A 22,126-nucleotide genomic window follows, 5' to 3' on the forward strand; every position below is an offset into this window, starting at 1 on the left:
TCGATATCTTCCTTGACTGTTCGGGCCCCTTCGCGAGCAAGCTCGCTCCCACAGGGGATGGGTGTCAAGGCCTAACTCATCTGTTCTACCCGATCACGGCCGCGCTGCTTTGCCATATACACGCCCGAATCCGCGCGCAGCAGCAGCGCATCCGCGCCCTCCCCCGGCCGCCAACTGGCGATGCCAAAACTCGCCGTGACCACGCCGACCACATCCACCGGCGCGCCGCGCAAGCCCTGCCACAGCTCAACTGCCAGCGTGTGTGCGTGCTCGCCATCGATGTCCGGGCACAGCACCATGAATTCCTCACCGCCCAAACGGCAGAACACATCGGTACGCCGCAAACGATGGCCGATTCGCTCACACACCGCTTGCAACACCCGGTCACCCACGGCGTGGCCGTACTGGTCGTTGATGCGTTTGAAGTGGTCGATGTCGAGCATGATCACCGACAGCTCGCCACCACCGCGCTCGACCCGGGCCATTTCCGTGGTCAGGCGCTCTTGAAAGTAGCGACGGTTATGAATGCCGGTCAGCGAATCGGTCACCGACAGCGCACGCAGTTCTTCTTCCACGCGCTTGAGGTCGGAGATGTCCGAGATATAGCCGTGCCACAACACGCCGCCGCCCGGCAGCTCTTCCGGTGTCGCCTCGCCGCGCACCCAACGCAGACCGCGCTCGGGCAATTGCACGCGGTACTCTTCGCGCCACGGGCTGAGGCTGTCCGCTGAAGCGCGAATCGAGCTACGCACGCGCGTAATGTCCTGTGGATGAATGCGCGTGAAGATCGCCTCGGCATTGAACAGCAGCACGTCCGGCTCCAGTTCGTAGATCTCGCGGATGCCGTCGCTGGCGTAGATCACACTGAAGCGCCCGTCGAATTCCATCTTGAATTGATAGATGCCACCGGGCACATGGGCACTGAGTTTCTTCAGCAACACATCACGCGCCGCCAGCACCTCATGTACGCGTTTGCGCTCGGTAATATCGATGCAGATCGCTAGATGGCCGACCCACAAACCCTGCTCATCGAGCACCGGGGTGGCAAGCATGTTCACCGGAATATGGCTGCCATCGCTGCGCACCAGCGTCCATTCCCGCGCCTCGTGACCGCCGACTTCACCGCCCTCGACCAGCATCGCGTGGCAGGTCGGAATGCTTTTGCCGTAACGCGCACTCAACTCGGCAGCGCGCGCGCTCAGCTCGCGGGGCAGGTGCAGGTTTTCCAGGGTCATGTGCCCGACCACGTCGGCGCTGCTGTAGCCGAGCATTTGTTCAGCGCCAGGATTGAACGTATTGATCACCCCGCGCAAATCCGTGGCGATGATCGCCACCTGGGTCGCCGCGTTGAGCACGCCGCGCAATTGCCCGTGGGTGCCGCGCAGTTCCTGTTCGCTGGCATGCAACTCCTGCGTGCGCTGTTCGACCATGCGCAAGGCGCGCTGACGTTGGCTGACCAATACGTAAAGCAAAGCGCTGAGCAGCAGACTGAGCAGGCCGCCCAAGATGACCACGCTGGCGACCGACGAATGGTTGGCCTGGACGAACGCCTCGCTCGGCAGGATATCGACCTGATAATCGTGATCAGCCATGCGCAACAGCCGCGTGGCCGACAGATCGCTCGGCGCCGGTTCGTTGGTCGACTCGAACAACACTTCATGCTGGTCATTGGTCGACATGTCGAGGATGCGCACCGACAGGTAATCATGAAAGGCATCCGGCAAGCCGTCGGCGAGCAACTGGCGCATGCTGATCACCGCCATCACGTAGCCAAATGGCTGCCGCGCCCCCTCGCGGCTGACCGGCGCCACCAGCAACACGCCACGCGCATACGACGGTTCGATGCTGACCAGATGCATCGGTTGCGACACCGCCAGACTGCCAAGCTTGTCGGCGCGTTGCAGGGTGTCGCGACGCAGGGGTTGCGCGAGCAGGTCATAACCCAAAGGTGAACCGAGGCGGCTTTGCGTCTGGCTATACAGCACCGGCACGTATTCATCGCGCAAGCCAGCCAGTTGCAACTCGCCCTGGGCATTCAGTTCACGCAGGGTGAAGTTACTCAGGCCTTCATCACGCACGCGCTGCTCGAACGCCGCGCGCTCGGCACCACTGATTTTGAGGGCGAACGAATAGGCCTGGGTGCGCAGTAATAAAGGTTGGGTGTAACCGTCGAACTCGGCGCGGGACACCGATTCGGAGTTGGCGAAGAAACGACGCAGGCCATCGAGACGTTGCTCTTGATCCTGAAAACGTTCCTCTATTCGGCTGTAACGTTCGTTGGCCAGCAGCTGAAAGCGCTGACGCAATTGTTGCTGAAACTGATTGAGGGTGGCCCAGGCGAGCAGCCCCGTGAGAATCCCGCCGGCGAGCAATACCAGCAGCGCGACCAGCCAGGCCGAGACGTCTTCGCTGATGAAACCCAGAATCTTTGGGCGCACGGGGTGCAACGACATAAAGACAACTCACTACGCCAGCATTTACGGGAAAACCCCATTGACCGTGTGTGAGTTATAGCTATTAGCCACTAATTTAGCTAGCGCGGGAGGATCCACGGAGCCTTTAAAAATCAAGGCTCTGTGGATCCAATATCGCAAAGCGTCAACGAGCCGTGATTTTCCAGGCGCGGTGAATCTTGGTGTTGCGGGCGAAGTCCGGATCGATGGTCTGCGCGCTGATTTCCTCGACCGCGTAACGCTCGGCGAGGTTTTCTTCCAACTGGAACTTGCGGAAGTTGTTGGAGAAATACAGCACGCCACCGCTTGCCAGACGGGCCATCGCCAAGTCGATCAACTGCACCTGATCACGCTGCACGTCGAAGATGCCTTCCATGCGCTTGGAGTTGGAGAAGGTCGGCGGATCGATAAAGATCAGGTCGTACTCGTCACGGCTGCTTTCCAGCCACGCCATCACGTCGCCCTGCTCCAGACGGTTCTTGTCCGAGAAGCCGTTCAGCGACAGGTTGCGGCGCGCCCAGTCGAGGTAGGTTTTCGACAGGTCGACGCTAGTGGTGCTGCGCGCGCCACCCTTGGCCGCGTGCACGCTGGCGGTCGCGGTGTAGCAGAACAGATTGAGGAAGCGCTTGCCGGCGGCCTCTTTCTGGATGCGCATGCGCATCGGGCGGTGATCAAGGAACAGACCGGTGTCGAGGTAGTCGGTGAGGTTGACCAGCAACTTCACGCCGCCCTCGCTGACTTCATTGAACTTGCCCTGCGCAGCCTGACGCTCGTACTGCTTGGTACCGCTCTGGCGCTCGCGGCGTTTGACCACGACGCGGCTCTTGTCGACGTTCAGCGCCTGCGGAATGGCCGCCAGTGCATCGAACATCCGTGCCGAGGCTTTTTCCGGATCGATCGACTTCGGCGCGGCGTATTCCTGGACGTGCACCCAGTCGTGGTACAGGTCGATCGCCATCGCGTACTCAGGCATGTCGGCATCGTAAACGCGGTAGCAATCGATGCCTTCGCGCTTGACCCACTTGCCCATCGCCTTGAGGTTCTTTTGCAGACGGTTGGCAAACATTTGCCCGCCCTCGCTCAAGCGCGGCTGCTCGATCACTGGCGCCGGGGCTGGCGTCGGTTTGATCGGGTTGCCGTTCTTGTTGAACTTGCGTTCTTGCGGCTCGTCCGGGGTTTGATCGTAAGCCGCTTGCTCGCGCTCGGCCTGACGCTGTTCCGGGGTGCGACGCTCGCCAGTGACGAACTGATCCGGCAGCACTTTGATCAACAGCAGCTTGCACGGCAGCGCGCCGTTCCAGAACGAATACTGTTTGTGGCTGCGAATGCCCATGCGCTTGCCCAGATCCGGGGCGCCGGTGAACACCGCCGCTTCCCAGTTCAGGCAGGCTTGACGCAGGCGCTCGCCGAGGTTCTGGTAGAGATACAACAGGCTGGCTTCGTCACCGAGACGCTCGCCGTACGGCGGGTTGCAGATCACCAGACCTTTCTGGTTCTGATCCGGACGCGGCTCGAAGGTCGCCACTTCGCCCTGGTAGATCTTGATCCATTCGCTCAGGCCAGCACGCTCAACGTTGTTGCGGCCCGGCTGAATCAAGCGTGGATCGGCTTCGTAACCGCGAATCCACAGCGGTGGCTTGGCCAGACCGGCAGCGGCGCGTTCGGCGGCTTCTTCGTGGAGCTTTTTCCACAGCGCCGGCACGTGACCGAGCCAAGCGGTGAAGCCCCACTGCTCGCGGCGCAGGTTCGGCGCCATGTCGGCGGCAATCATGCCCGCTTCGACGAGGAACGTACCGACACCGCACATCGGGTCAGCCAACGCGCCGCCTTCGGCAGCAATGCGCGGCCAGCCAGAACGGATCAGAATCGCCGCCGCGAGGTTTTCCTTCAGCGGCGCCGCGCCTTGCTGCAAGCGATAGCCGCGCTGGTGCAGGCTGTGCCCAGAGAGGTCGAGGGAGAGAATCGCTTCGCCGCGATCCAGACGCAGGTGAATGCGCAGGTCCGGGTTGAGCTTGTCGATCGACGGACGGTCGCCCTGCGGGGTGCGCAGTTTGTCGACGATGGCGTCTTTGACTTTCAGCGCGCCGAAGTGGGTGTTGTCGATGCCTGAACCGTGGCCGCTGAATTCAACGGCCAGGGTGCCGTCGCTGAGCATGTGATCCTGCCACTCGATGTCGAGCACGCCGTGGTACAGATCTTCGGCGTCCTTCATCGGGAAGCGCTTGAGCACCAGCAACACACGATTGGCCAGACGCGACCAGAGGCACAGGCGATAAGCGGTTTCCATGGTCGCCATGCCACGCACGGCGGAAGTGTGCTCGCGCGCTTCTTCAAGGCCAAGCCCGACGGCTTCCTCGATGAGCAGGCCTTCAAGGCCTTTAGGGCAAGTGAGGAAGAGTTCGAAACGGTCGGACATGGTATTTCCAGAGCCTTTGGCTAGTGAATCGGCAACGCATTGCCGATCCGGTTTTCAATCAGGCGCTTTTCTAAAAGAACGCCCGCGTGGCACGAAGGTGTGCCATTCCATCCCCGCTGCTCGGGTTAAAAGAGCTTAGATGCCGGGACAGATAAAAAAGTTGATGAAACAAAAAGTCTTAAAGCGACCCTTCGTCGCTTTATACCCCAGCGCAAACGTGGGTCATTCTCACTAAAGAATTAAACCCATCATGCAGCGCGGGGCTGATCATACCGGGGTTTGCTGAAAAAACATTCATGAAACCCGTCGTTACTTATGGCTGTAGCACTACTTTCGTTACGTCCTTATGACAAAACGATCATTCCCTCGCTGTGACTCATTGGTTAGAACTGAACACAGGTTGACGTCGCAACGGCGTCAACACCTTGGCTCGCCACGCCGGCAGCGAGCCACACCATGGCAGGTTTTTTCTGCCAGACCTCAGTTGAGGTCAACGCGATACAAAACAGTCAACAAGTGAGGGAAACACCCTATGAGAAGACTTAAGCGTGATCCGTTGGAAAGAGCATTTTTGCGCGGATATCAATATGGCGTTGGTGGCAAATCCCGTGAGCTTTGCCCATTTACTCTACCGTCGGTACGTCAAGCCTGGATCAACGGCTGGCGAGAAGGACGCGGCGACAACTGGGACGGTATGACCGGCACTGCGGGAATCCACAGACTCAACGAACTTCACGCCGTCGGCTGACACAGGGCATTTACTCCGACACGACAATCTGAATTTGTAACGACTTACCATGCACGTCCTTCCCGGACGGCGGGCTGCGGCCCAGGGGCTCCTTCGAGGAGCCCTTTTTTATGCCTGTCACATTATTTGTGCCCAAACAAAAAACCTGTGGGAGCGAGCCTGCTCGCGAAAGCGGTGTGTCAGTCACAGAAATATTGACTGAACTGGCGCCTTCGCGAGCAGGCTCGCTCCCACAATTGGATCAGCGCAGCGCGGCGATGGCGTCGACCGATTCGCGAATCAGCGCCGGGCCTTTATAGATGAAGCCCGAATAGATCTGCACCAGGCTCGCACCGGCCAGAATCTTCTCGGCCGCATGCTTGCCTTCAGTAATCCCGCCCGCGGCAATGATCGGCAAACGCCCAGCCAACTCACCGGCCAGCACCTTCACGGTGTTGGTGCTCTTGTCACGCACCGGCGCGCCCGACAGACCGCCCGCCTCGTCACCATGCTCCATGCCTTCAACGCCAACACGGCTGAGAGTGGTGTTGGTCGCGATCACCGCGTCCATGCCGGTTTCGATCAACGCTTGAGCCACCTGCGCGGTTTCTTCATCAGTCATGTCCGGCGCGATCTTGATCGCCAACGGCACATGTTTGCCATGACGCAGGGCCAGTTCGGCGCGGCGCGTGGCCAGATCGGCGAGCAATTGCTTGAGCGAGTCGCCGAACTGCAGGCTGCGCAGGCCCGGAGTGTTCGGCGAACTGACGTTGACCGTTACATAGCTGGCGTGGGCATAGACCTTGTCCAGGCAGATCAGGTAATCGTCGACCGCACGCTCAACCGGCGTGTCGAAGTTCTTGCCGATGTTGATGCCCAGCACGCCTTTGTACTTAGCCGCTGCCACCCGCGCCAGCAGGTTATCGACACCGAGGTTGTTGAAACCCATGCGGTTGATGATCGCCTCGGCTTCCGGCAAGCGGAAAATCCGTGGTTTCGGGTTGCCCGGCTGCGGACGCGGGGTCACGGTGCCGATTTCGACAAAACCGAAACCCAGTTGTGCAAAGCCATCGATGGCCGCGCCATTTTTGTCCAGACCGGCCGCCAGACCCACCGGGTTCGGAAATTCCAGGCCCATCACCGTCACCGGCACTTTCGCCGGGGCCTTGCACAGCAAGCCGTTTAAGCCCAAACGCCCACCCGCGCCGATCAGATCCAGCGACAGATCGTGGGAGGTTTCCGGGGAAAGTTTGAACAACAGCTGACGGGCCAGGGAATACATGGGCGGCGATGACTCGGGCGGCGAAAAGAGGCGGCGATTATAGCCGGGCATCGACCTGCCGCGCGAGGCGCACGCGCAAATCGCTGTCACTGGCATATGCCTTGCACCCGCCTTGCCATCAGCGCGCAGGCCAATGGCGGCAGGCGGGCAAGGACAATGGCGTCGTCTTCGGGGTTTGCCTGCGCAAAGTCCGTGGCGACGTTTTTTTTCGAGGTAGCGTTGGATGAATGAATCTTCGGCAGGGCCGCTGGCCTGGGTCAATGGCAGCGATGCCCCGGAAAAGAGTGCAATCAACCTCGGCTTCATGGCCCTGAGCGATTGCGCCTCGGTTGTCGTCGCGGCGACACAGGGCTTCGCCCAGCCTTACGGGCTGACCCTGAACCTCAAGCGTCAGAGCTCCTGGTCCAACCTGCGCGACAAACTGGTCAGCGGTGAACTGGATGCCGCGCACAGTTTGTACGGCCTGATCTATGCGGTACACCTGGGCATCGGCGGTGTCGCCCCGACCGACATGGCCGTGCTGATGGGCCTGAACCAGAACGGCCAGAGCCTCAATCTCTCCCACGGTCTGCAAAACCTCGGTGTGACCAGTCCTGAAGCGCTGGATCGCCATGTGCACCAAAGCCGCGCAAAACTGACCTTCGCCCAGACCTTCCCCACTGGCACGCACGCGATGTGGCTTTATTACTGGCTGGCGAGCCAAGGCATTCATCCGTTGCAGGATGTCGACAGCGTGGTGGTGCCGCCGTCACAAATGGTCGCGCACCTGCAGGCCGGGCGCATAGACGGTTTTTGCGTTGGTGAACCGTGGGCGGCCAGCGCGGTGCAGCAGGATTTCGGCTTCACCCTCGCCACCAGTCAGACCATCTGGCCCGACCACCCGGAAAAAGTCCTCGGCTGCACCCGTGCGTTTGTCGAGCAATACCCCAACACGGCGCGGGCGCTGGTAATGGCGATCCTCGAAGCCAGCCGCTTCATCGAAGAAAGCCCGGAAAACCGCCGCAGCAGCGCGCAACTGCTCAGTGCGCCGGAGTACCTCGACGCGCCGCTTGCCTGCATCGAACCGCGGTTTCTCGGCGACTATGCCGATGGCCTCGGCAATCGCTGGCAGGACCCGCACGCCTTGCGCTTTCACGGCAAGGGCGAGGTCAATCTGCCGTATCTGTCGGACGGCATGTGGTTCATGACCCAGTTCCGCCGCTGGGGTTTGCTGCGCGAAGACCCGGATTACCTCGCTGTCGCCCGCCAGGTTCAGCAGCTCGATCTCTATCGCGACGCCGCGACGGCGGTCGGTGTTGCCGCGTGGGGCACCGACATGCGCAGCAGCCAGTTGCTCGACGGCAAAATCTGGGACGGCAGCGACCCGGCCGGTTACGCGCGCAGTTTCAAGTTGCATGCGTTGAACGACGATGCTGCCCTTCTCGCCCGCCGCTGACAGGAGCCCGCGAACATGTTGCGCATTCTGCTGATCAACGACACGGCGAAAAAAGTCGGGCGCCTGAAAGCCGCATTGACCGAAGCCGGTTTTGAGGTGATTGACGAGTCCGGCCTGACCATCGACCTGCCCGCGCGCGTCGAAACGGTGCGCCCGGACGTGATCCTGATCGATACCGAGTCACCGAGCCGCGATGTCATGGAACAAGTGGTGCTGGTCAGCCGCGACCAGCCACGGCCGATCGTGATGTTTACCGACGAACATGATCCGGGGGTGATGCGCCAGGCGATCAAGTCCGGGGTCAGCGCCTACATCGTCGAAGGCATTCATGCCCAGCGTTTGCAGCCGATTCTGGATGTGGCGATGGCGCGCTTCGAAAGTGATCAGGCGTTGCGCGCGCAGTTGCAGGCGCGTGATCAGCAACTGGCTGAGCGCAAGCGTATTGAGTTGGCCAAGGGGTTGTTGATGAAGATGAAGGATTGCAATGAGGAAGAGGCTTACACCTTGATGCGGCGGCAGGCAATGAGCCGGCAGCAGAAGCTGATTCAGGTGGCGGAGCAGATTATTGCCATGAGTGAGTTGCTTGGCTGAAATTTTCTGTCCTCTTAAGAGCCCCCTCACCCTAGCCCTCTCCCAAAGGGAGAGGGGACTGATTGGGGGATGCTCGCGATGTACGCCGACCTGCGATTTCTGCTGTGAATCCATAATCGACTCAGTCTCTTAGGTCGATGTTTGACGCCAGACACCTCGGTCAGTCCCCTCTCCCGGAGGGAGAGGGGACTGATTGGGGGATGCTCGCGATGTACGCCGACCTGCAATTTCTGCTGTGAACCCATAATCGACTCGGTCTCTCAGGTCGATGTTTGACGCCAGACACCTCGGTCAGTCCCCTCTCCCTCCGGGAAAGTGAACTGGATTGGGGGATGCTCGCAACGTACGCCGCCCGGTGATTTTCTGCTGTGAACCCATAATCGACTCGGTCTCTCAGGTCGATGTTTGACGCCAGACACCTCGGTCAGTCCCCTCTCCCGGAGGGAGAGGGGACTGATTGGGGGATGCTCGCGATGTACGCCGACCTGCGATTTCTGCTGTGAAGCCATAATCGACTCGGTCTCTCAGGTCGATGTTTGACGCCAGACACCTCGGTCAGTCCCCTCTCCCTCCGGGAGAGGGGACTGATTGGGGGATGCTCGCGATGTACGCCGACCTGCAATTTCTGCTGTGAACCCATAATCGACTCGGTCTCTCAGGTCGATGTTTGACGCCAGACACCTCGGTCAGTCCCCTCTCCCTCCGGGAGAGGGCTAGGGTGAGGGGCTTTTGATTTTCCGGCTGTTGGCACAAATCTCGCTATGTAAAACGTACAGGTAACCAACGGCGGTTGCCCCACCCACGACAAAGACGTCGCTCACCCGTTCGCCCAACCGGCGCATCAGGTAGCGGCGTTTTTGCGTTTTGGCCCCACAGCTCGGGGCCGGTGGTGCGGCCGTGGCGGCGCTCCACTTGCTGTTGCACGACTCCTTTCGAGACTCTTTTCAGCTGAGGTGCGCGATGAATTCAAGCTTCTGGAAATCCGGCCACACCCCGACCCTGTTCGCGGCCTTCCTGTATTTCGACCTGAGCTTCATGGTCTGGTACCTGCTCGGCCCGCTGGCGGTGCAGATTGCCGCCGACCTGCACCTGACCACGCAACAACGCGGTCTCGTCGTCGCCACGCCGATCCTCGCCGGTGCGGTGCTGCGTTTCGTGATGGGCATGCTCGCCGATCGGTTATCGCCGAAAACCGCCGGGCTGATCGGTCAGGTCATCGTCATCTGTGCGCTGTTCGGTGCCTGGAAACTCGGCATCCACAGTTATGAACAAGCCCTGCTGCTCGGCCTGTTCCTCGGCATGGCCGGCGCCTCGTTTGCCGTCGCCCTGCCATTGGCGTCGCAATGGTATCCGCCGCAGCATCAAGGCAAAGCCATGGGCATTGCTGGCGCGGGCAACTCCGGCACCGTGTTCGCCGCGCTGCTCGCACCGGTACTGGCCGCTGCGTTCGGCTGGAGCAATGTCTTCGGCTTCGCTCTGATCCCGCTGATCCTGACGCTGGTGTTGTTCGCCTGGCTGGCGAAAAACGCCCCTGAGCGGCCAAAAGCCAAAGCCATGACCGACTACTTCAAAGCCTTGGGCGACCGTGACAGTTGGTGGTTCATGTTTTTCTACAGCGTCACCTTCGGCGGCTTCATCGGTCTGGCCAGCGCCCTGCCCGGCTATTTCAACGATCAATACGGTTTGAGCCCGGTAACCGCCGGTTACTACACCGCCGCCTGCGTGTTCGGTGGCAGTTTGATGCGGCCGTTGGGCGGCGCCCTGGCTGACCGTTTCGGAGGCATCCGCACCTTGCTGGCGATGTACACGGTGGCCGCCATTTGCATCGCTGCTGTGGGCTTCAACCTGCCAAGTTCCTACGCCGCGCTGGCACTTTTCGTCTGCACCATGCTCGGTCTGGGCGCAGGCAACGGCGCGGTGTTTCAACTGGTGCCGCAGCGTTTTCGTCTGGAGATCGGCGTCATGACCGGTTTGATCGGCATGGCCGGCGGTATCGGCGGTTTTGCCTTGGCGGCGGGCATGGGCGCGATCAAACAAAGCACCGGCAGCTATCAACTGGCCCTGTGGTTGTTCGCCAGCCTTGGCGTGTTGGCGTGGTTTGGCCTGCACGGCGTCAAGCGTCGCTGGAGAACCACTTGGGGTTCGGCAGCGGTGACAGCGGCGCGGGTCTGAAGCGTCGATGGCCCTGCAACTGAGCTTTGCCGAAGCCAGCGCCACCGGTCCGCGTGCGGAAAATCAGGACGCTGTGCGCCTGGTAACGCCCGCTCCGGCGCTGGCGGCGAGCAAGGGTTTTCTGTTCGCCATCGCCGATGGCGTCAGCCAATGCGTCGATGGCGGACTCGCAGCGCGTTCAACCTTGCAAGCCTTGGCGCTCGACTACTACGCCACGCCGCAAACCTGGAGCGTGGCGCAGGCACTGGATCGCCTGCTGCTCGCGCAAAATCGCTGGTTGCAGGCCAATGGCGGTGGCCAGCCGTTGCTCACCACGGTCAGTGCCTTGGTCATGCGTGGTCGGCGCTTTACCCTTGCTCACGTCGGCGATTGCCGGGTGTATCGCTGGCATGCCGACAGCTTGCGACGGATCAGTGAAGATCACGTTTGGGATCAGCCGGGCATGCAGCATGTGCTCAAGCGTGCACTGGGGCTGGATCAGCATCTGGTGCTGGACTTTCTTGATGGCGAACTGCGTGAAGGCGAAAGCTTTGTACTGCTCAGCGACGGCGTCTGGTCGACGTTGGGTGACACCGCGATTGCGGCGATTCTGCGTGACCAGCCGGATCTGAGCAGTGCTGCGCAAACGCTGGTCAACGCGGCGCATCTGGCCGGGAGTCAGGACAATGCCAGTGCATTGCTGGTGCGGGTCGATGCTGTCGGTGAGGCGAATATTGGTGATGCGCTGATTCATTTGCAGCAATGGCCATTGCCGCCACCGCTGAAACCCGGGCAGATGTTCGAAGGCTGGCAGGTGCAGGGGGTTGTCGCTCAGAGTCAGCAGTCGCTGCTGTATCGGGTTGTCGACGTTCAGGGCCAGCCTTGGTTGCTGAAAACCTTGCCTGCGCGGCTGGCGGATGATCCACAAGCCGGGCAAGCCTTGTTGTCGGAAGAATGGTTCCTCAAGCGGGTGGCCGGGCGACATTTTCCTGAAGTCCACACGGGCAGCCAGCGTCAGCATTTGTACTACGTGATGCGCGAATATTCCGGAAAAACCTTGGCACAGTTCACGGCTCTACCCTTGGCGCAATGGCAGGATATCGCCGAGCGTTTGCTGCGCGCGGTTGGCCTGCTGCATCGGCGACAAATTCTGCACCGCGACATCAAACCGGAAAACCTGCATTGGGGCGATGACGGCGAATTGCGCCTGCTGGATTTTGGCCTGGCGTATTGCCCAGGCTTGTCCGAAGACGCGCCGTCGACGTTGCCGGGAACCCCGAGCTACATCGCCCCGGAAGCGTTTCGCGGTGATCCGCCGAGTGCGCAGCAGGATTTGTATGCGCTCGGCGTGACCCTGTATTTCCTGCTGACCGGGCATTTTCCCTATGGCGAGATTGAAGCGTTTCAACGGCCGCGCTTTGGTCTGCCGGTGAGTGCCAGTCGTTATCGGCCGGATTTGCCGGAATGGCTGGCGCAGAGTCTGGAACGCGGGGTGGCGGCGGATGCCCAGCAACGCTTTGAAACGGCTGAAGAGTGGTTGCTGGTGCTGGAACAGGGGGAGCGGCGCAGTTTGAGCGTGCGGCCCAGACCGTTACTGGAGCGTGAGCCTTTGAAGGTGTGGCGGACGATGGCGTTATTGGCATTGCTGGGAAATGTGGTGCTGCTGACTTTGTTGTTTCACAGTTGAACCGCGTCGCGCCATTCGCGAGCAAGCTCGCTCCCACAGAGGATTTATGGACGACACAGATCCCCTGTGGGAGCGAGCTTGCTCGCGAAGGCGCCCGTCCAATCACTACAAATCCACCTGCCTGAATGCCCCACAAACGAGCAATCCGCTTCGATTCGGTGCAAAAAATCACCCTCAAAACCTGCCAAATCCCAATAAACCCGCCACCGCCCCCACTTGGCACAACCACTGCATTACCCCACTCAACACACACATAAAGCCCAACCTTCAACGACGAAGGCTGCGCTTCCCGAGAGAACGGGACCAGGACAAAGGCGTCCTCGCTAGGCAACTAGCGGGACGCCTTTTTTTGTTTGCGCAAAATTTCTCGAGCAAGGCCTGACTGCCCACAAGAGGCCAGCCGCAGCTCCCCGGAGAACCTGATGAAAAAACTCAAACTGGTGATGATCGGCAACGGCATGGCCGGGGTCCGCACCCTCGAAGAACTGCTCAAACTGAGCAACGAGCTGTACGACATCACCGTCTTCGGCGCCGAACCGCACACCAACTACAACCGCATCCTGCTCTCGCCGGTATTGGCCGGTGAGCAGACCTTCGAAGAGATCGTCCTTAACGACCTCGACTGGTACCTGCAAAACAACATCAAGTTGTTGCTCAACCGCAAAGTGGTGGAAATCGACCGGGTCAAACGCCGGGTGATCGCCGAGGATGGCAGCGAGGCCGAATACGATCGCCTGTTGATCGCCACCGGCTCGACGCCGTTCATTCTGCCAATCCCCGGCAACACCCTGCAAGGCGTGATCGGTTACCGCGACATCGCCGACACCCAAGCGATGATCGACACCGCGAAAACCCACAAACACGCGGTGGTCATCGGTGGCGGCCTGCTCGGTCTCGAAGCCGCCAACGGCCTGATGCTGCGCGGCATGCACGTCACTGTGGTGCACATCGGTGAGTGGTTGCTGGAGCGGCAACTGGACAAAACCAGCGGCCAGCTCCTGCAAAGCGCCCTCGAATCCCGTGGCCTGCATTTCCGTCTGTGCGAACAGACCCAAGCCCTGCACGACGCCGGGAATGGCCGGGTCGGCTCGGTGCAATTCAAGAACGGCGACATCATCCCCGCTGATCTGGTGGTAATGGCCGCCGGTATTCGTCCTAACACCGAACTCGCTGAGAAGGCCGGCATCCCGTGCAATCGCGGGATTCTGGTCAACGACACCCTGCAAACCTATGACCCGCGCATCTATGCCATCGGCGAATGCGCCAGCCATCGCGGCATTGCCTACGGCTTGGTCGCGCCGTTGTTCGAGCAGGCCAAGGTTTGCGCCAACCACCTCGCACAATTGGGCTTCGCCCGTTATCAGGGCTCAGTAACCTCGACCAAATTGAAAGTCACCGGCATCGACCTGTTTTCCGCTGGCGACTTCATGGGCGGTGAAGGCACCGAAACGATCACCCTCTCCGACCCGATCGGCGGTGTGTACAAAAAACTGGTGATCAAGGATGACGTGCTGGTCGGCGCCTGTCTGTACGGCGATACGGCAGATGGCGGTTGGTATTTCCGCCAGATTCGTGAGAATCACGCCATCGGCGAGATCCGCGATCACCTTATGTTCGGAGAAAATGCATTAGGCGATGTAGGACATCAGGGCCAGGACAAAGCCATGGTCATGGCCGACACCGCCGAAGTCTGCGGCTGCAATGGCGTGTGCAAGGGCACCATCGTCAAAGCCATTCAGGAACACGGCCTGTTCAGCGTCGATGAGGTGAAGAAACACACCAAGGCGGCCAGCTCCTGCGGCTCGTGCGCCGGGCTGGTCGAGCAGATCCTGATCAACACCGTCGGCGGCGCGGCGGACGTCAAACCGAAAAGCGAAAAAGCCATCTGTGGTTGCAGCGACCTCAACCACGGCCAGATTCGCCAAGCGATTCGCGAACAGCATCTGCTAACCATCTCCGGCACCATGAGCTACCTCAACTGGCGCACGCCGAACGGCTGCGCAACGTGCCGCCCGGCCCTCAACTATTACCTGATTTCCACCTGGCCCGGCGAAGCCAAGGACGACCCGCAATCACGCCTGATCAACGAACGTGCGCACGCCAATATCCAGAAGGACGGCACTTATTCGGTGGTGCCACGGATGTGGGGTGGTGTGACCAATCCGTCAGAACTGCGGCGGATTGCCGACGTCGCCGACAAGTACAACGTGCCGATGGTCAAGGTCACCGGCGGGCAACGCATCGACTTGCTCGGCATCAAGAAGCAGGACTTGCCCGGCGTGTGGAAAGACCTGGACATGCCGTCCGGGCATGCCTACGGCAAATCCATCCGCACCGTGAAGACCTGCGTCGGCAGCGAATTCTGCCGCTTCGGCACGCAAAACTCGACACAACTGGGCATCGAGCTTGAGCACGACCTGTTCAACATGTGGTCGCCGCACAAAGTGAAACTGGCGGTCTCCGGATGCCCACGCAACTGCTCGGAAGCAGGAATTAAAGACGTAGGAATCATCGGCGTCGATTCCGGTTGGGAGATGTACATCGGCGGCAACGGCGGGATCAAAACCGAAGTCGCCGAATTCTTCGTCAAGCTTAAAACTGCCGAAGAAGTGCGCGAGTACAACGGTGCCTTCCTGCAGCTGTATCGCGAAGAAGCCTTCTACCTCGAACGCACCGTGCACTACCTGCAACGGGTCGGCATGGAGCACATCAAGAAAGCCGTGCTGGAAGACCCCGAGCGCCGCAAAGCCCTGAACGAGCGCCTGCAATTCTCGCTTTCGTTCGAGCAGGACCCGTGGAAAGAACGCCTGGCCCAGCCGCAACTGAAGAAAGAATTCGACGTGATCCCGGTGAAAAATCTGGAGGTGCCAGCATGAACTGGCTGGATATCTGCGCCCTCGAAGAAATCAACGCCCTCGGTTCACGGATCATTGCCGGGCCGAAAGGCGACATCGCGATTTTTCGTACAAGCGACGATGAGGTTTTCGCCCTCGACGACCGCTGCCCGCACAAGGGCGGACCACTCTCGCAAGGCCTGATCTACGGCAAACGCGTCGCCTGCCCGCTGCACAACTGGCAGATCGACCTTGAATCCGGCGAAGCTCAGGCGCCGGACATCGGCTGCGCGCACCATCACCCGGCACGGGTCGAGAATGGTCGCGTGCAACTGGCCCTGCGGGACGCCAGCTGATGAACCGCCAGACGACCGCCTCGACCTGCTGTTACTGCGGGGTCGGCTGCGGCGTGCTGATCGAGCATGACGGCGAGCGCATCCTCGGCGTCAGCGGCGATCCGGCGCATCCGGCCAACTTCGGCAAACTGTGCAGCAAAGGTTCGACCCTGCACCTGACCGGCGACCTCGCGGCCCGCGCTCTATACCCGGAACTGCGTCTGGGCAAAGGCCTGGCACGCAGCCGCAGCGATTGGGACACCGCACTGGAACACGCCGCCAACGTGTTCGCCGAAACCATCAGCGAGCACGGTCCGGACAGCGTGGCGTTCTATATCTCCGGGCAACTGTTGACCGAGGACTACTACGCCTTTAACAAACTCGCGCGGGCGCTGGTCGGCACCAACAATATCGACAGCAATTCACGCCTGTGCATGTCTTCAGCCGTGGTCGGCTACAAGCGCAGTCTCGGCGCCGATGCCCCGCCGTGCAGTTATGAGGACCTGGAACTCAGCGATTGCGTGATGATTGTCGGCAGTAACATGGCCTACGCCCATCCGGTACTTTTTCGTCGACTGGAGGAGGCAAAATCCCGCCGCCCACAGATGAAAGTCATCGTCATTGATCCACGCCGAACCGACACCTGTGACCTCGCCGATCTGCATTTGGCGATTCTGCCCGGTACTGATGTCGCCTTGTTTCATGGGATTTTGCATCTGTTGTTGTGGGAAGACTGGATTGATCGCGACTTCGTCACGGCGCACACCGAAGGTCTGGCCGAGCTGAAAAATCTGGTGCGCGATTACACCCCGCAAATGGTTTCGCAGCTGTGCGGGATCAGTGTCGAGCAACTGCAGCAGTGCGCCGAATGGGTCGGCACGTCGCCAAGTTTTCTGTCGCTGTGGTGCATGGGTTTGAACCAGTCCACGGCCGGCAGCGCGAAGAACAGTGCGTTGATCAATCTGCACCTGGCCACTGGGCAAATCGGCCGGCCGGGTGCAGGACCTTTCTCCCTTACCGGTCAGCCGAATGCCATGGGCGGGCGCGAAACCGGCAGCTTGTCGAACTTGTTGCCCGGTCACCGCGAGGCAGCCAACCCTGAACATCGCGCCGAGGTGGCGGCTTATTGGGGCGTCGATCAATTGCCGGAGAGCACCGGCCTCAGCGCCATCGAACTGTTTGAGCAGGTGCGCAGTGGCAAGATCAAGGCGCTGTGGATTGCTTGCACCAACCCTGCGCAATCAATGCCGGATCAACATTCGGTGCGAGCAGCGCTTGAGGCCTGCCCGTTTGTGGTTCTGCAAGAAGCCTTTCGCACCACCGAAACCGCAGCGTTCGCCGATCTCCTGCTACCCGCCGCAACTTGGGGCGAGAAGGAAGGCTCGGTGACCAATTCCGAGCGGCGAATTTCTCACGTGCGCAAAGCCATTCTCCCACCGGGTGACGCGCGGCCGGATTGGGCGATTACCGTGGACTTCGCACAGCGTCTGGAGAAACGTCTGCGCCCCGCTGAGCCGAGCCTGTTTTCGTTCAATCAACCGTCGCAGCTGTTCGATGAATTCAAAGGACTGACACGTGGGCGGGATCTGGATTTGTCCGGGATCAGTCATGCGCTGATCGACGAAATCGGGCCGCAGCAATGGCCCTTCCCTGTCGGTGCCCGCGAAGGCACGCCACGCCTGTATGAGGACGGTATTTTTCCTACGGTCAGTGGGCGCGCGCAGTTCATTGCCGACCCCTATCGCGCCGCCAAAGAACAGCGCGACGCACGCTTTCCACTGACGTTGATCACTGGCCGCCTGCGCGATCAGTGGCACGGTATGAGCCGCACCGGTACCGCGGCGCAACTGTTCGGGCATGTCAGCGAGGCGGTGTTGAGCCTGCACCCGGACGAACTGCGCCGGCAGCGCTTGCAGCCGGGTGATCTGGTCAATCTGAAAAGTCGTCGCGGCGCGGTGATTGTCGCGGTCGGCAGCGATGACAGCGTGCGCCCGGGTCAGGCTTTTTTACCGATGCACTGGGGTGACCGCTTTCTCAAGGGCGGCGTGAACAGCCTGACCCTGTCGGCCTTTGATCCATTGTCGAAACAACCGGAACTGAAACACAGCGGTGTGCGTCTGGAGCCGGTCAATCTGCCATGGCAGCTTTTCGCACTGATCGAGGGCGATGTTCAACGGCATTTCGAGACGCTACGGCCGCTCTGTGAGGCATTTTCCTACGTGAGTCTCAGCCTTGTCGGACGTGAACGATCGGCATTGCTGATACGCGCTGCCAGCAGCGAGGCGCCTGATGCGCAATTGCTCGGTGAGATCGACCAATGCCTGTCGCTGATCGATGGCCCTGTTTTGGCCTATGACGATCCGCGCCGTGCCATTGGCAAGCGCGTACGTATTGAAAACGGTCGCATTACCGCGCTTCGCCTGGCCGGCGAAACCCTCGCCCGGCACTGGCTGCAAGGGTTGTGGCTGGAAGGTCGCGCCGATGACCAGCTAAGGCGTTGGCTGCTGGCACCGATGAGTGCTCCGCCGGGCAGTGCCGGGACGCAGATCGCTGCGGATAAAACCCTGTGCAATTGCAAGAACGTCAGCCAAAACGCGGTCTGCGACGGCATTCGCCAAGGGCTGGATCTGCAGGGTTTGAAAAATCAATTGGGCTGCGGCACGCAATGTGGCTCGTGCGTCCCGGAAATAAAACGCTTGCTGGCTGCCGAGTTGCAGCCGGTCGCCGTCATCTGATGAGGAAAGCAGCATGAATGCAAAAGTCTGGCTGGTAGGCGCAGGCCCCGGCGATCCGGAACTGCTGACCCTCAAAGCGGTGCGCGCCTTGCGCGAAGCCGATGTGGTGCTGATCGACGATCTGGTCAACGTTGCGGTACTGGAACACTGCCCCGGCGCGCGCATTATTGCCGTGGGTAAACGCGGCGGCTGCCGCTCAACGCCGCAGGCGTTTATCCATCGATTGATGCTGCGTTACGCCCGCCAAGGCAAATGCGTGGTGCGGCTGAAGGGCGGCGATCCGTGCATTTTCGGCCGTGGCGCAGAGGAGGCGCAGTGGCTGCGTGAGCGTGGTGTTGAAGCGGAGCTGGTCAACGGCATCACCGCCGGGCTGGCCGGGGCAACGCAGTGTGATATTCCACTGACACTGCGGGGCGTGGCGCGTGGGGTGACCCTGGTGACTGCGCATACCCAGGACGACAGCCCATTGAACTGGCAGGCGCTGGCGCAAGGCGGCACGACGCTGGTGATTTACATGGGCGTGGCGAAGCTGGGCGAGATTCGCGATCAGTTGTTGGCGGGCGGGATGGTAGCGGATACGCCGGTGGCGATGATCGAGAATGCGTCATTGCCGCAGCAGCGCGAATGCCGGAGTGATCTGTCGCGCATGAGTGTTGATGCGTGTGCGTTTGGATTGAAAAGCCCGGCGATTCTGGTGATCGGCGCGGTGGCGGCTGTTGTTGAAGATCAACGGATCGCAGCCTGCACAGGGGCTGCGTAGTTTTCGAAAGCCAAATCGCAGGCAAAGAAAAGCCCGGCCTGAGCCGGGCTTTTCTCAGAGCGGCATCTAATTACTTAGATTTAGCTTCAACCTGCGCTTCTACGCGACGGTTTACAGCGCGGCCAGCTTCAGTTTTGTTGTCAGCAACTGGGCGGGATTCGCCGTAGCCAACAGATTGAACGCGGGACGATTCAACACCGTACTGGTTGGTCAGAACTTGCTTAACGGCGTTTGCACGACGCTCGGACAGTTTCTGGTTGTAAGCGTCAGGACCGACGGAGTCAGTGTGACCTTCAACAGTAGTGGTGGTGGATGGGTACTGCTTCATGAAGTCAGCCAGGTTTTTGATGTCGCCGTAGCTGTTTGGCTTCACAACCGACTTGTCGAAGTCGAACTTGACGTCCAGCTCAACACGAACAACTTCAGCAACTGCCGGGCAGCCATCAGCGTCAACAGTTACGTTGGCTGGGGTGTCTGGGCACTTGTCAACGTTGTCGCAAACGCCGTCGTTGTCGCTGTCGGAGCAGACTTCAGCTGGTGCTGGAACTGGAGCAGCAGCAGGCTTGGAGCCGCCACCGAAGTTCACACCGATACCGACGCTAGGAGCCCACTCGGTGTCGCCCTGGTCGATGTTGTATTGAGCTTCAACGCCAGCACGGGCGTAGAAGTTCTCGGTGAAGTACAGCTTGGCACCAGCGCCAACGTTGGCGAAGGTGGAGCGGTCACGACCGCCGGAACCGTTCTGACCGATGCTCTGATCGGAGAAACCAGCCGATACGTATGGACGCAGCATGTCGCCTGGGTTGTTGAAGTGGTACAGAGCGTCCAGAGCGGTGTTCGCGCCCTTGATGTTACGACCGTCGTCGGAACGCACGTTGTGCACTTCGTCGTAGCCCAGACGCAGTTCAACGTCGTCGGTCAGGAAGTAACCGACCGAACCGCCGAACAGGTTGCCGTTGTTCTTGAAGTTACGAGCGCTGTCGAATTGTTCTTTCTTTGCGAAGCCTTCGATTTCAACTGCGCCTTGGCCTTGTGCCAGAGCGCCGAACGAAGTGGCGGCAATCAGAGAACCAATGGCCAAGCCCAAGGTGTTTTTCAGTTTCATCCGTTAAATCCCCATCTGGTGATTGTGAAGCAGTCCCGCAAACCGGGGGACAACTCGGCGGCAAGTCTATCAGAACTTGCCTACACGTAAGAGATATTTGCGCTGAACTAAGTTTCAGCAATGCCTGCAAATTTCTCACGCAATTTATCTAGAGCACGTTTGTAACGCATTTTTGTCGCACTCAAACCCATGTGCATGATGTCTGCGATCTCCTGAAATTCCAGCTCTGCGACAAATCGTAGCACCAGAATTTCGCGGTCAATCGGGTTCACATACACCAGCCAGCGATCAAGCCCGCCCTTCTCCTCGGGTTTCGGCGCCTTTTCTTCGGACGCTTCCTCGAGGGGGTCAAGACTCAATGCGTCCATCAAGCGACGCTTTCGCCGTTCCTTCCGATACTGCGTAATACATTCGTTGTACGTGATGCTATAGAGCCACGTTTTGAACTTCGATTTACCCTCGAAGTTCTTCAGGCCATACAGCACCTTCAACATGACTTCCTGACAGACATCGTCTGCGTCGCGATCGTTCCCAAGATATCTCGCACAAACGTTAAATAATGTTCGCTGGTAACGGCGCATCAGTTCTTCATAGGCACGCGTTACGTGAAACAGCTCGGTATGCGCGCGCGCGACCAACTCCTCATCAGAGAGCTCGCGGGGGTCGTAGCGCGTGGATAGCGTTTGGGCTTTATTCAAAACAAGTCGTGCCGACAGTCAGGTCAATGTCCGCCGCAGCCAGCGTCAGCTGGCATTTTGCGGCGGCATACATTAGCAGGGTTTGCCGGGTTAGCGGCTACTCACATGCTGTTCCAGCAGGATCCGATTGGAGAGAGAGACTAGCTCACCCTCATCGGTCAGCAATGTGGTTTTAACCGTGCCGATCTCTTCGATCTGGCCTTCGACCTCGCCAACACGCACTTGTTGCCCAACCTGATACAACTCACGCACATAGATTCCCGCAAGAATCTGACCGGCAATTTCCCGGCTTCCCAAACCCATGGCCAGCGCAACCGCCAGACCAACGGTAATCAATACAATGACAATCACATGGTTCAGCAGGTCGGTTTTGACTTCGAGCTGACTGATCGCAACCGAGAGGCTGATGATGATGACCAGCCCCTGCGCAATGCGCCCCAACCCCGAAGCGTAGTCCAGGCCTACGCCTTCTGCTGCGCCGCGCACCAAACCGTTGGCCAGTTGCGCGAGCAAAACACCTACCAGCAACACCAGCGCCGCGCCGAATACTTTCGGCAAATAGAGCGCCAACATATCCAGCGTAGCCGAAACTCGCTCAAGGCCAAGGGATTCTGCTGCAGAAACCAGGAAAATCAGCAGGACGAACCAGTAAACGATCTTGCCGATCAGAGTCGAGATCGGAACTTGCAACCCGGCGCGCGACATCAATTTGGTCAGCCCGGTACCGCCCATCAGGCGATCAAGACCGAGTTTGGCGAGCAGCTTGGACAGTAAGGTATCGAGCAGCTTGGCCACGACGAAACCCAACAGCAGCACGACCAGTGCGCCGAACAGGTTCGGAATGAAGTTGGCTACTTTGGTCCACAACGCAGTCATTGCAGTGACGAGGCTCTGAGTCCAGAGGTCGAGTTCCATAT

The 22,126-nt window shown here is 59.9% G+C and carries 15 protein-coding genes; 9 read left to right on the forward strand and 6 right to left on the reverse strand.

Going from position 1 to position 22,126, the window contains the following annotated elements:
• Window positions 1-71 precede the first annotated feature (71 nt).
• Together A8O26_RS04255 and rlmKL are read right to left on the reverse strand one after the other, a co-directional pair.
• Window positions 72-2,453: a sensor domain-containing diguanylate cyclase gene (locus A8O26_RS04255; protein WP_064116911.1), complete on the reverse strand. Its 2,382-nt coding sequence runs from the start codon at window positions 2,451-2,453 to the stop codon at window positions 72-74.
• A 145-nt stretch (window positions 2,454-2,598) separates the two neighbouring features.
• Entirely contained in the window at window positions 2,599-4,869 is a 2,271-nt protein-coding gene (rlmKL, locus tag A8O26_RS04260) for a bifunctional 23S rRNA (guanine(2069)-N(7))-methyltransferase RlmK/23S rRNA (guanine(2445)-N(2))-methyltransferase RlmL (protein ID WP_064116912.1), read from the reverse strand.
• A gap of 532 nt (window positions 4,870-5,401) precedes the next feature.
• On the opposite strand from rlmKL, the gene rmf reads away from it, so the two are divergent.
• Window positions 5,402-5,617 (forward strand): ribosome modulation factor, encoded by a 216-nt coding sequence (rmf, locus tag A8O26_RS29295; protein ID WP_003223300.1) that lies wholly within the window; start codon window positions 5,402-5,404, stop codon window positions 5,615-5,617.
• A 241-nt stretch (window positions 5,618-5,858) separates the two neighbouring features.
• Here rmf and A8O26_RS04265 read toward each other — a convergent pair whose 3' ends face one another.
• A complete protein-coding gene (locus A8O26_RS04265) occupies window positions 5,859-6,878 on the reverse strand; it encodes a quinone-dependent dihydroorotate dehydrogenase (protein WP_064116913.1) in 1,020 nt (339 codons plus the stop codon).
• A gap of 223 nt (window positions 6,879-7,101) precedes the next feature.
• Here A8O26_RS04265 and A8O26_RS04270 point away from each other — a divergent pair, with 223 nt between their 5' ends.
• The 8 genes from A8O26_RS04270 to cobA all read left to right on the forward strand — a co-directional run bounded on the left by A8O26_RS04270 (window position 7,102) and on the right by cobA (window position 19,406).
• On the forward strand, window positions 7,102-8,313 hold the full coding sequence (locus A8O26_RS04270; RefSeq protein WP_064116914.1) for a CmpA/NrtA family ABC transporter substrate-binding protein: 1,212 nt from the start codon (window positions 7,102-7,104) through the stop codon (window positions 8,311-8,313).
• A gap of 15 nt (window positions 8,314-8,328) precedes the next feature.
• Complete coding sequence (locus A8O26_RS04275; protein WP_007916390.1) at window positions 8,329-8,904, forward strand: ANTAR domain-containing response regulator; 576 nt, start codon at window positions 8,329-8,331, stop codon at window positions 8,902-8,904.
• A 960-nt stretch (window positions 8,905-9,864) separates the two neighbouring features.
• Window positions 9,865-11,076, forward strand: a complete 1,212-nt coding sequence (locus A8O26_RS04280) for a nitrate/nitrite transporter (RefSeq protein WP_064116915.1) — start codon at window positions 9,865-9,867, stop codon at window positions 11,074-11,076.
• A 7-nt stretch (window positions 11,077-11,083) separates the two neighbouring features.
• Window positions 11,084-12,742 (forward strand): bifunctional protein-serine/threonine kinase/phosphatase, encoded by a 1,659-nt coding sequence (locus A8O26_RS04285; protein ID WP_064116916.1) that lies wholly within the window; start codon window positions 11,084-11,086, stop codon window positions 12,740-12,742.
• Between the two features lie 422 nt (window positions 12,743-13,164).
• Window positions 13,165-15,618, forward strand: a complete 2,454-nt coding sequence (nirB, locus tag A8O26_RS04290; RefSeq protein ID WP_064116917.1) for a nitrite reductase large subunit NirB — start codon at window positions 13,165-13,167, stop codon at window positions 15,616-15,618.
• Complete coding sequence (gene nirD / locus A8O26_RS04295; RefSeq protein ID WP_064116918.1) at window positions 15,615-15,932, forward strand: nitrite reductase small subunit NirD; 318 nt, start codon at window positions 15,615-15,617, stop codon at window positions 15,930-15,932. The genes nirB and nirD overlap by 4 nt, the downstream gene beginning before the upstream one ends.
• Complete coding sequence (locus A8O26_RS04300) at window positions 15,932-18,646, forward strand: nitrate reductase (protein WP_064116919.1); 2,715 nt, start codon at window positions 15,932-15,934, stop codon at window positions 18,644-18,646. Before nirD ends, A8O26_RS04300 begins: the two co-directional genes overlap by 1 nt.
• Before the next feature lie 13 nt (window positions 18,647-18,659).
• Window positions 18,660-19,406: a uroporphyrinogen-III C-methyltransferase gene (gene cobA / locus A8O26_RS04305; protein ID WP_064116920.1), complete on the forward strand. Its 747-nt coding sequence runs from the start codon at window positions 18,660-18,662 to the stop codon at window positions 19,404-19,406.
• Window positions 19,407-19,476: 70 nt separating this feature from the next.
• Here cobA and A8O26_RS04310 read toward each other — a convergent pair whose 3' ends face one another.
• The 3 genes from A8O26_RS04310 to A8O26_RS04320 form a co-directional block, all read right to left on the reverse strand.
• On the reverse strand, window positions 19,477-20,511 hold the full coding sequence (locus A8O26_RS04310; protein ID WP_064116921.1) for an OmpA family protein: 1,035 nt from the start codon (window positions 20,509-20,511) through the stop codon (window positions 19,477-19,479).
• 107 nt (window positions 20,512-20,618) lie between these two features.
• Complete coding sequence (sigX, locus tag A8O26_RS04315) at window positions 20,619-21,209, reverse strand: RNA polymerase sigma factor SigX (RefSeq protein ID WP_064116922.1); 591 nt, start codon at window positions 21,207-21,209, stop codon at window positions 20,619-20,621.
• A 90-nt stretch (window positions 21,210-21,299) separates the two neighbouring features.
• A complete protein-coding gene (locus tag A8O26_RS04320; protein ID WP_064116923.1) occupies window positions 21,300-22,124 on the reverse strand; it encodes a mechanosensitive ion channel family protein in 825 nt (274 codons plus the stop codon).
• Window positions 22,125-22,126: the final 2 nt, after the last annotated feature.

The organism is Pseudomonas fluorescens, assembly GCF_001648775.1.
Classification (GTDB): domain Bacteria; phylum Pseudomonadota; class Gammaproteobacteria; order Pseudomonadales; family Pseudomonadaceae; genus Aquipseudomonas; species Aquipseudomonas fluorescens_M.

Coding starts and splice junctions, on each gene's coding strand:
- A8O26_RS04255 (WP_064116911.1), bottom strand. CDS start 2,453: ATGTCGTTGCACCCCGTGCGCCCAAAGATTCTGGGTTTCATCAGCGAA.
- rlmKL (WP_064116912.1), bottom strand. CDS start 4,869: ATGTCCGACCGTTTCGAACTCTTCCTCACTTGCCCTAAAGGCCTTGAA.
- rmf (WP_003223300.1), top strand. CDS start 5,402: ATGAGAAGACTTAAGCGTGATCCGTTGGAAAGAGCATTTTTGCGCGGA.
- A8O26_RS04265 (WP_064116913.1), bottom strand. CDS start 6,878: ATGTATTCCCTGGCCCGTCAGCTGTTGTTCAAACTTTCCCCGGAAACC.
- A8O26_RS04270 (WP_064116914.1), top strand. CDS start 7,102: ATGAATGAATCTTCGGCAGGGCCGCTGGCCTGGGTCAATGGCAGCGAT.
- A8O26_RS04275 (WP_007916390.1), top strand. CDS start 8,329: ATGTTGCGCATTCTGCTGATCAACGACACGGCGAAAAAAGTCGGGCGC.
- A8O26_RS04280 (WP_064116915.1), top strand. CDS start 9,865: ATGAATTCAAGCTTCTGGAAATCCGGCCACACCCCGACCCTGTTCGCG.
- A8O26_RS04285 (WP_064116916.1), top strand. CDS start 11,084: ATGGCCCTGCAACTGAGCTTTGCCGAAGCCAGCGCCACCGGTCCGCGT.
- nirB (WP_064116917.1), top strand. CDS start 13,165: ATGAAAAAACTCAAACTGGTGATGATCGGCAACGGCATGGCCGGGGTC.
- nirD (WP_064116918.1), top strand. CDS start 15,615: ATGAACTGGCTGGATATCTGCGCCCTCGAAGAAATCAACGCCCTCGGT.
- A8O26_RS04300 (WP_064116919.1), top strand. CDS start 15,932: ATGAACCGCCAGACGACCGCCTCGACCTGCTGTTACTGCGGGGTCGGC.
- cobA (WP_064116920.1), top strand. CDS start 18,660: ATGAATGCAAAAGTCTGGCTGGTAGGCGCAGGCCCCGGCGATCCGGAA.
- A8O26_RS04310 (WP_064116921.1), bottom strand. CDS start 20,511: ATGAAACTGAAAAACACCTTGGGCTTGGCCATTGGTTCTCTGATTGCC.
- A8O26_RS04320 (WP_064116923.1), bottom strand. CDS start 22,124: ATGGAACTCGACCTCTGGACTCAGAGCCTCGTCACTGCAATGACTGCG.